Annotated in this window: 6 protein-coding genes; all 6 read right to left on the bottom strand. The window is 39.5% G+C overall.

Annotation, left to right across the window (positions count from 1 at the left end):
• Window positions 1–98: 98 nt before the first annotated feature.
• The gene (gene miaA / locus ACKI5B_RS12695; RefSeq protein ID WP_407429339.1) at window positions 99–1,058 is read right to left on the bottom strand and encodes a tRNA (adenosine(37)-N6)-dimethylallyltransferase MiaA; all 960 of its coding nucleotides are present in this window, start codon (window positions 1,056–1,058) and stop codon (window positions 99–101) included.
• A gap of 174 nt (window positions 1,059–1,232) precedes the next feature.
• A complete protein-coding gene (gene pnp, locus ACKI5B_RS12690; RefSeq protein WP_407429337.1) occupies window positions 1,233–3,335 on the bottom strand; it encodes a polyribonucleotide nucleotidyltransferase in 2,103 nt (700 codons plus the stop codon).
• Between the two features lie 163 nt (window positions 3,336–3,498).
• Window positions 3,499–3,768, bottom strand: a complete 270-nt coding sequence (gene rpsO / locus ACKI5B_RS12685; RefSeq protein ID WP_407429335.1) for a 30S ribosomal protein S15 — start codon at window positions 3,766–3,768, stop codon at window positions 3,499–3,501.
• A 39-nt stretch (window positions 3,769–3,807) separates the two neighbouring features.
• Window positions 3,808–5,535 (bottom strand): tRNA pseudouridine(55) synthase TruB, encoded by a 1,728-nt coding sequence (gene truB / locus ACKI5B_RS12680; RefSeq protein ID WP_407429333.1) that lies wholly within the window; start codon window positions 5,533–5,535, stop codon window positions 3,808–3,810.
• On the bottom strand, window positions 5,522–5,923 hold the full coding sequence (rbfA, locus tag ACKI5B_RS12675; RefSeq protein WP_407429331.1) for a 30S ribosome-binding factor RbfA: 402 nt from the start codon (window positions 5,921–5,923) through the stop codon (window positions 5,522–5,524). Before rbfA ends, truB begins: the two co-directional genes overlap by 14 nt.
• A 3-nt stretch (window positions 5,924–5,926) precedes the next feature.
• Window positions 5,927–8,000, bottom strand: a 2,074-nt coding sequence (gene infB, locus ACKI5B_RS12670) for a translation initiation factor IF-2 (RefSeq protein ID WP_407429329.1), incomplete at its 5' end; no start/stop codon positions are given.

Raw genomic sequence — 8,000 nt, 5'->3', positions numbered from 1 at the left:
AAAACTTGCGGTTTATTTGACTTTTCGCCACTTCCATGTGGCAGATTTATTTGATTTTATTAACTCATCAGCTTTTGTTGATGAGTTTTTTTTTAACATTACACCATTTTTTCTTCAAGTATTTTACATGCCGCTTCAAATCTTTCTTCTATACTCATTAATTGCGGAAGCCAGTGGATTTCAATACCTTTTTTTTCCATACACCGGAACCATGTTTCCTGACGTTTTGCGAATTGACCTATAGCAAGACACAAAAGATTCTGCATTTCTTCTTTTGATTTGTATTTTCTCTGAAGATAATCGCTTACAAAGCGGTATTCAAGACCAAGAGCTTCAAGCCGGCTCCATTCTGCCCCGTTTTCTTTTGCATTATTGTGAAGATTTTCTACTTCTTCAATTAAACCTTCTTTCATGCGGTCAGAAAGACGTTTTTCAATGCGCTGACGCACGATTTTTCTGTCTAAAGTTGTTCCGATTACAAGCGGATCAAGCTGCGGTCGCGATGCACGGAGTTTTTCACGGGCAATCCGGCACTCATCAGAAATATTAAACCGGTTTATAAGGATTGATTTAATCATGCGCTCTTTATCACCAAATTCTGATGTATTATGCAGTTTTTCCTTTTCCCGGATAAGTATTTCTTCCAGTTCTTTTTCAGTTTTTGTTTCAAGCTCAGAGCGTTCCCCAGGCTTTTCAACAAAGGGAATCATGTCGTAGTGATGAAGAATTGAATCTACATACATTCCGGTTCCTCCCACACAAACTGGAAGTTTTCCGCGAAAGCTAATATCAGAAAAGGCTCTGTAAAAATCTTCTTGAAAATCAAAAAGATTATATTCACGATTCAAATCACAGACATCAATCAGATGATAGGGAATATTTTTTCCATTAAAAAAATAGTCAGCTAAATCTTTTCCGCTTCCAATATCAAGTCCCTTATAAACTTGCCGAGAATCTGCACTAATTATTTCACCATTAAACTTTTCGGCAAGACGTACGCCGATTGCGGTTTTTCCTACAGCGGTAGGACCGATTACAAAAATACAATTATAAGACATCAGAATTGACTTACAGACTAAATGACTAGAGTTTAAATTATCCACAGAAAGACACAGATTAGGACAGATTAACTACTTCATAGTATGAAAACTATTCCGTTAACATGTATAAGACTTTCATAATTATAAACTACATAATCTGTGAAAATCTGTGTTAATCTGCGGATTAAAAAGTTATTTACTTTCGATTGCGTCGATATAAGAAAGATTTAATCTTCCCTGTTTATCAACTTCAAGAAGTTTTACAGGAATCTGCTGACCTTCTTTAAGAACGTCAGTTACCTTTTCTACTCGTCCTCGTGAAAGCTTGGAAATGTGGCAAAGACCTTCTTTTCCTGGCAAGATTTCAACGAAAGCACCGAATTCCATAATTCGCTTTACTGTGCCGTTGTAAATTGTGCCGACTTCAGGATCTTCACAAATGCCTTTGACAGCAATTTTTGCTTCCTCAGCAGATTTTCCTGTTTTTCCGTAAATCTGAACAGTTCCGTCGTCTTCAGTATTGATTGTAACACCATACTGAGCGCAGAGAGCTTTGATGTACTTTCCGCCAGGTCCGATGAGAGCACCAATCTTATCCGGAGCAATCTTCATTGTGAGGATTTTCGGAGCGTACGGGCTGATTGGCTGAGGTTTGTCGATACATTTTTCCATGATAGAAAGAATGTGCAGACGGCCTTCTTTTGCCTGAGCAAGAGCATTCTTCATGATTTCAGTTGTTACACCAGCGATTTTAATGTCCATCTGGAAGCCTGTGATACCATCTTTTGTACCTGCAACTTTGAAGTCCATATCGCCAAGGTGATCTTCTTCACCGAGGATATCAGAAAGAATCTTGTATTTTCCGTAAGGATTGTCACCTTCTGGTTCTGTAATAAGCCCCATTGCAATACCAGCGACCATTTTTTTCATTGGAACGCCTGCAGCAAGAAGGGAAAGACAGCCACCACAAGTTGAAGCCTGTGATGATGAGCCGTTTGATTCCATGATTTCTGAAACAACGCGTACTGTATACGGGAATTCTGAAAGCGGCGGAATCATTGGTGCCAGAGAGCGGCGAGCCAGATTTCCATGACCGATTTCGCGGCGGCCAGTTGTAAGGCGGCCAGTTTCACCAACAGAATATGGCGGGAAGTTATAGTGGAGAATAAAGTTTTCGCTGCGTTCTCCGTCGATATCATCAAGAACCTGAGCATCGAGTGCTGTACCTAAAGTTGTGACAGCAAGTGACTGAGTTTCACCACGAGTAAACAAAGCAGATCCGTGCGGACGAGGAAGAACGTTAACTTCACAAGTGATTGGACGGATTTCGTCGCACTTACGGCCATCAATACGAACACCTTTATCCAAAATAGATTTTCGAAGAAGATTGTACTGAATATCGTCAAAACACTGGTCAAAGAGTTTTTTCTGAATTTCGTCAGAAAGCTGTTCAGCGTGATTTGCAACAACCTGTTTTTTAACCTCAGAAATTGCCTTACCACGAGCCATTTTACCGTCCTGGAAACATGCTTTTTCGAGCAGTGGAGTTGCTTCGGCAATAATTGCATCTTTGTTTTCAAGTTCTACATTAAGTGGAGCAAGAGGAAGCTTTTCTTTGCCGCATTTTGCAACAAGCTGTTCCTGAAGTTCACACATTGCAGTGATAAAGCCCTGTGCTTTTTCGAGAGCACCGAGCATGATGTCTTCAGAAACTTCATTTGCACCACCTTCAACCATTGTAAAGCCGTCTTTTGTACCTGCAACAACGATTTCAAGTTCAGCTTTTTCCTGCTGCTGGAAAGTAGGGTTTATTACGTAGTCACCGTTGATGTATGCAACGCGTGCAGCTGCAACAGGGCCGTGGAACGGAATGTCAGAAATTGATACTGCAGCACTAGATGCAATAACTGCAAGAATATCCGGCGGGTTGATTCCGTCAGATGAAACGCAAGTTGGAACAATCTGAATTTCTCGGCCAAAGCTTACTTCAAAAAGAGGTCGCATTGGGCGGTCAATAAGGCGGGAAACCAGAATTTCTTTGTCCTTTGGACGACCTTCACGCTTAATGAATCCTCCAGGAATTTTACCTGCAGCATAATATTTTTCGTTGTACTCAACTGTAACAGGAACAAAGTCAAGTCCTTCTTTTACTTCTGATGAAGCACATACTGTCGCAACGATTGCGCTGCCTGCATACTCTGCATATACACAACCATTTGCCTGCTTACCGATTTTACCAGTTTCAAGGATAAGTTCGGAATCTCCAAGTTTGTAGGTTACTCTTTCTACAGACATATTTTTTACTCCTACATACATCACTACATCCGATGTACGTTTTAAATATAGTATCTCTTTAATTTTAAACTATTATATGATAATAATCAATGAAAAAAGTTTTAAAATAAATAAAAAAAATCCCACCAGAGCAAAGTCCAGTGGGATTACCAAAAAAAACAGATTACTTTCGAAGACCGAGCTCTTTAATAAGTGAACGGTATGTTTCGAGATCTTTTCTCTGGAGATATTTGAGAAGTGAGCGGCGTGAACCGATTACTTTGAGCAACGCACGTTTGCAGTTTGTGTCTTTTGGGTAATTCTGTGTGTGAGCTGTAAGCTGCTTGATTCGTTCTGTGAGAAGAGCAATCTGAACTTTTGTGTTACCTGTGTCGGCCTCATTTGCGCCGAATTTGCTGACTACAGCAGCTGTTGTTTCTTTTGTAAGTGCCATTTACTTACTCCTTAATAAAAAAAATATAAATTATCTGGATTAAAAGAACTGTACGGATTTTACGAACGGACTGATTAAATTATCAGAGAAAGCGAGGCGAAGATTCCCCTTCTCTAATGTACAATCAGCACATGCAAAACCTTTTTGTGCTTCACCAGAAAATTGACTAATTTGATGGAACAAAACCTTTACCGGATAAGTTCCTTCAGGCGGCATAAGCTGCGCACCTTTCTTTACGGCAGAAATTGATTTTTCTCCAGTTTTTTTCCATGCAAAACCAGTACAATCAAGTTCAAATGGCCTTAAAAGCATTTTTTGAGCTAAATCAAAACGCCTTTCAAGAACACATTTTCTAATTCTTGATGATGAAACCCGCTCATCTTCAAAAATAACTGAACTAACTGTATTTACGGAAAAATCTAGTTCCGAAGCTATTTTTTTGATTTCTTCCATACCGCAGGAACCTTTATACCCGCAGTGAAAATCATTTCCTTCAGCAAGATATTTTAAGCCACAATTATTTACAAGTAATGATAAAAAATCAACACCCTCTATTTTACAAAATTGCTCAGAAAAGTCAACGACAATTGCAAAATCAAAACCTGAATTCGTTAGATTTTCAATTTTTTGAGAAAGCGAAACCACATCACCTTCATATTCACCTGGATTTTTATAGCCGCGAAGAGAACGGGTAAATGTCAAAACCCCAGGAACTAAACCGTTTTTTTTCTGAGAGAGAACTGATTCAAAAAGAGATCTGTGTCCTAAATGAGAACCGTCAAAGCTCCCGATGGTAAGTGATATTCCTTTTTCTTTAAATTTGATATTAAATTTTCCATTTAGAATCTGTTCCCATGAAAAGATTTGCATTTTCTGTTTTTCTTTAATTACAAAACCATAAGAAAGCTGTTTTTTGCCATTTACAAATGAACGCTTAACAACGCCTGCAAAATTTTCATCAGGATAAAAAACTGCAATCTCTTTTTTTGAAATATCACCTGTAAAATCATGAATAAACATTTTATCGTTTAATCGGCGACCATTATAAAAATCAGAAACTGCTGCTGTATTAAGATAAGAAACTTCCATTCCGCAAAGAGAAGCAAGTTCCGGTGTCATTGAAAGAAGCCTTGATTCATCAGCATCTTCCAATTTAAAAGGTCCGACTCTTGTTCTTTTTAACTCTTTTAAATGTGCAACTGTGCCACATTTTAAGGCTATATCACGGGCAAGAGATCGGATATACGTACCTTTTGAACAGGCAACTTCAATTCGGGCAAATTTTCCGTTGAAATCAAGTAATTTAATTAATGAAATTTTGATTTTTCTGGAAGCTAATTCTACAGCTTTTCCTTCGCGGACTAAATCACTTGCCCTTTTTCCATCAACATGAAGGGCACTGTAAACAGGCGGAATCTGCTCTGTTTCACCAAGAAATAAAGGTAAAACAGATTCTAAGTTTTCCTTTGATGGAATACTGCCTGTTTTTATAATCTGACCGGTAGGTTCAAGAGTATCTGTTTCCGTTCCAAATTCAATTAAAGCTTCGTATGTTTTATCAAAATTTGTAATATGTGGAACTAAATGCGTAAGAGAACCTACCAGAACAACTAAAAGTCCCTCTGCAAAAGAATCAAGCGTACCTGTATGACCGACTTTCGTAGTACCAAAAGTACGCTTTACACAGGAAAGAGAAGAAAAACTTGTGATTCCAGGCTGTTTTTTTAACAGAACAATACCTGAAATTTCAGAATTATTTTTCTTCATTATCGGAAACAGAATCTCCGTCAGATTTTAAAGCCTTTTCTTCTTCTTCAAGCCGGTTAAGTTTATTTACCATTTCAAAGCCTTCTTTTATGCTCATATCTTCGATAAAAGTAAGCTTTGGAAATTTATAAATCGAAAGTTTTTTGGCTATTGAAGACTGAATAAAACCTGCGGCACTATTTAAGCCTTCAACACCTTTTTTAACCTGTGATTCATTCAAAAAACTTGATACATATACTTTTGCATATGCTAAATCACGGGCGACTTCAACACGGTTAACCGTAAGAAAAGTAGAAACACGCGGATCTTTAATTTTCTGCAGGCTTATAAGCTTAGAGATTTCATCACGAATCTGTTCTCCAAGCTTTAACATTCTGAATTCACCCATAGATTACTCCTCTGTGCTTTCAGAATCAGAAGCAGTCTTTGCGGCTTCCTTTTCCTTTTCTTTGGCAATTGAGTCACCGAGTTTACGGGCAATTTCTACATATTCAAATACTTCAAATACGTCGCCTTCCTGAATATCCTGCCAGTTTTCAAGACCTATACCACATTCAAAGCCATAAGTAACTTCTTTTGCATCGTCCTTGAAGCGCTTGAGGGAAGTAATTTTACCTGTATATTTAACAATTCCTTCACGTATGAGGTTAACATGACTGGTTCGTTTTACAACACCTTCTGTAACATAACATCCGGCAATTACGCCGACTTTTGGTACACGGAATGTATTGCGAACTTCAACTTGTCCTGTAACTTCTTCTTTTGTATCAGGTTTGAGCATACCTTCCATTGCAGCGGTGATTTCTTCAACACATTTATAGATGATGTTGTACTTTCGGATATCAACCTTTTCCTGTTCTGCAAGAAGTTTTGCTTTTGGTGTCGGACGAACGTTGAAACCGATAAGAATTGCGTTTCCGTCTGCAGCAGCAAGAGTAACGTCTGATTCGTTGATTGCACCCGCACTTGAGTGAATAACATTGAGGCGGATTTCCGGAGTTGAAAGCTTTTCAAGGCTTGTTTTAAGAGCTTCTGCACTACCCTGCAAATCAGCCTTAATGATAACCTTAAGCTCGTTAATTTCATTTGCCTGAATTGTAGAAACAAGGTTGTCAAGATTAACCTTCTTAACAGCCTTTGCAGCTTCAAAGCGCTTGAGTTCCTGACGTTTTGCAGAAATTGCACGGGCATCTTTTTCTGTTTCAGTAACCTGGAACGGATCGCCTGCATTTGGCATATCATCAAGACCAAGAACTTCAACTGGCATGCTTGGAAGTGCTTCGTTTACTTTTTCGCCGCGGTCATTGAACATGGCACGTACACGGCCTGAATAAATACCTGCAACGAATGGATCTCCTACAGAAAGTGTACCGCTCTGAACAACAACAGAAGCAACAACACCTCGTCCCTGATCAATGCGCGATTCGATAACTTTTCCTTCTGCACGTGTATCATAAGGAGCTTTAAGTTCAAGAACTTCAGCCTGCAGGAGAATTGCATCAAGAAGATCATCAATTCCCTGACCTTTAAGAGCAGAAATTCTTACGTACTGAGTATCACCGCCCCATTCTTCAGGAGTTAATCCCTGATTTGAGAGCTGAGTCATTACGTTTTCCGGGTTTGCATCCGGTTTATCGATTTTGTTTACAGCAACGATGATAGGAACTTTTGCGTCTTTTGCATGACTCAAAGCTTCAAGAGTCTGAGGCATAACACCGTCATCTGCTGCGACAACGAGAACTACTATATCTGTAATCTGAGCACCGCGGGCACGCATCATAGTGAATGCTTCGTGACCAGGTGTATCCAGGAATGTAATCGTTCCTTTTTCTGTATGAACCTGATAAGCACCGATTTTCTGGGTAATACCGCCGGCTTCACCAGCAACCACGTTTGTTTTTCGGATTGCATCCAGAGTTTTTGTTTTACCATGGTCAACGTGACCCATAACAGTAACGATTGGAGGACGTACACGAAGATTTTCTTCAGTTCCAACATCACTTTCGATAACAGTTTCGTCGTAAAGGGAAACAAGATGTACTTCACAGCCATACTCAGAAGCCAGAAGTGTTGCAGTATCACTGTCGATTGACTGGTTGATTGTTACCATCATACCCATACCCATGAGTTTAGCGATGATATCACCAGCTTTAAGGTTCATTTTTCGGGCAAGATCAGAAACAGAAATAGTTTCCATAATGTCTATTGACTTTGGAACTACACTTGCCTGAGTAACCTGCTTTTTCTTGTAAAGTTCTTCCTCGTCAAAAAGCTCTTCTTTATCTTTTCGCTGACCGTAAACCTGTTTCTTACCCTTAAACTGTTTTTTTCCAGCCTGTGGAACCGGCATTGGAGCAGGAGCAAATCCTCCGCGTCCACCAAAGCCACCGGCACCAGGTCTTGGTCCACCAAATCCAGGTCTGTTCCCGCCCTGACCAAATCCCGGACGGTTACCGTTATTAAAG

The organism is Treponema sp., from assembly GCF_045657965.1.
Classification (GTDB): Bacteria; Spirochaetota; Spirochaetia; order Treponematales; family Treponemataceae; genus Treponema_D.
The sequence above is the reverse complement of the archived record's forward strand: the minus strand, read 5'-3'. Positions and strand labels throughout refer to the sequence as shown.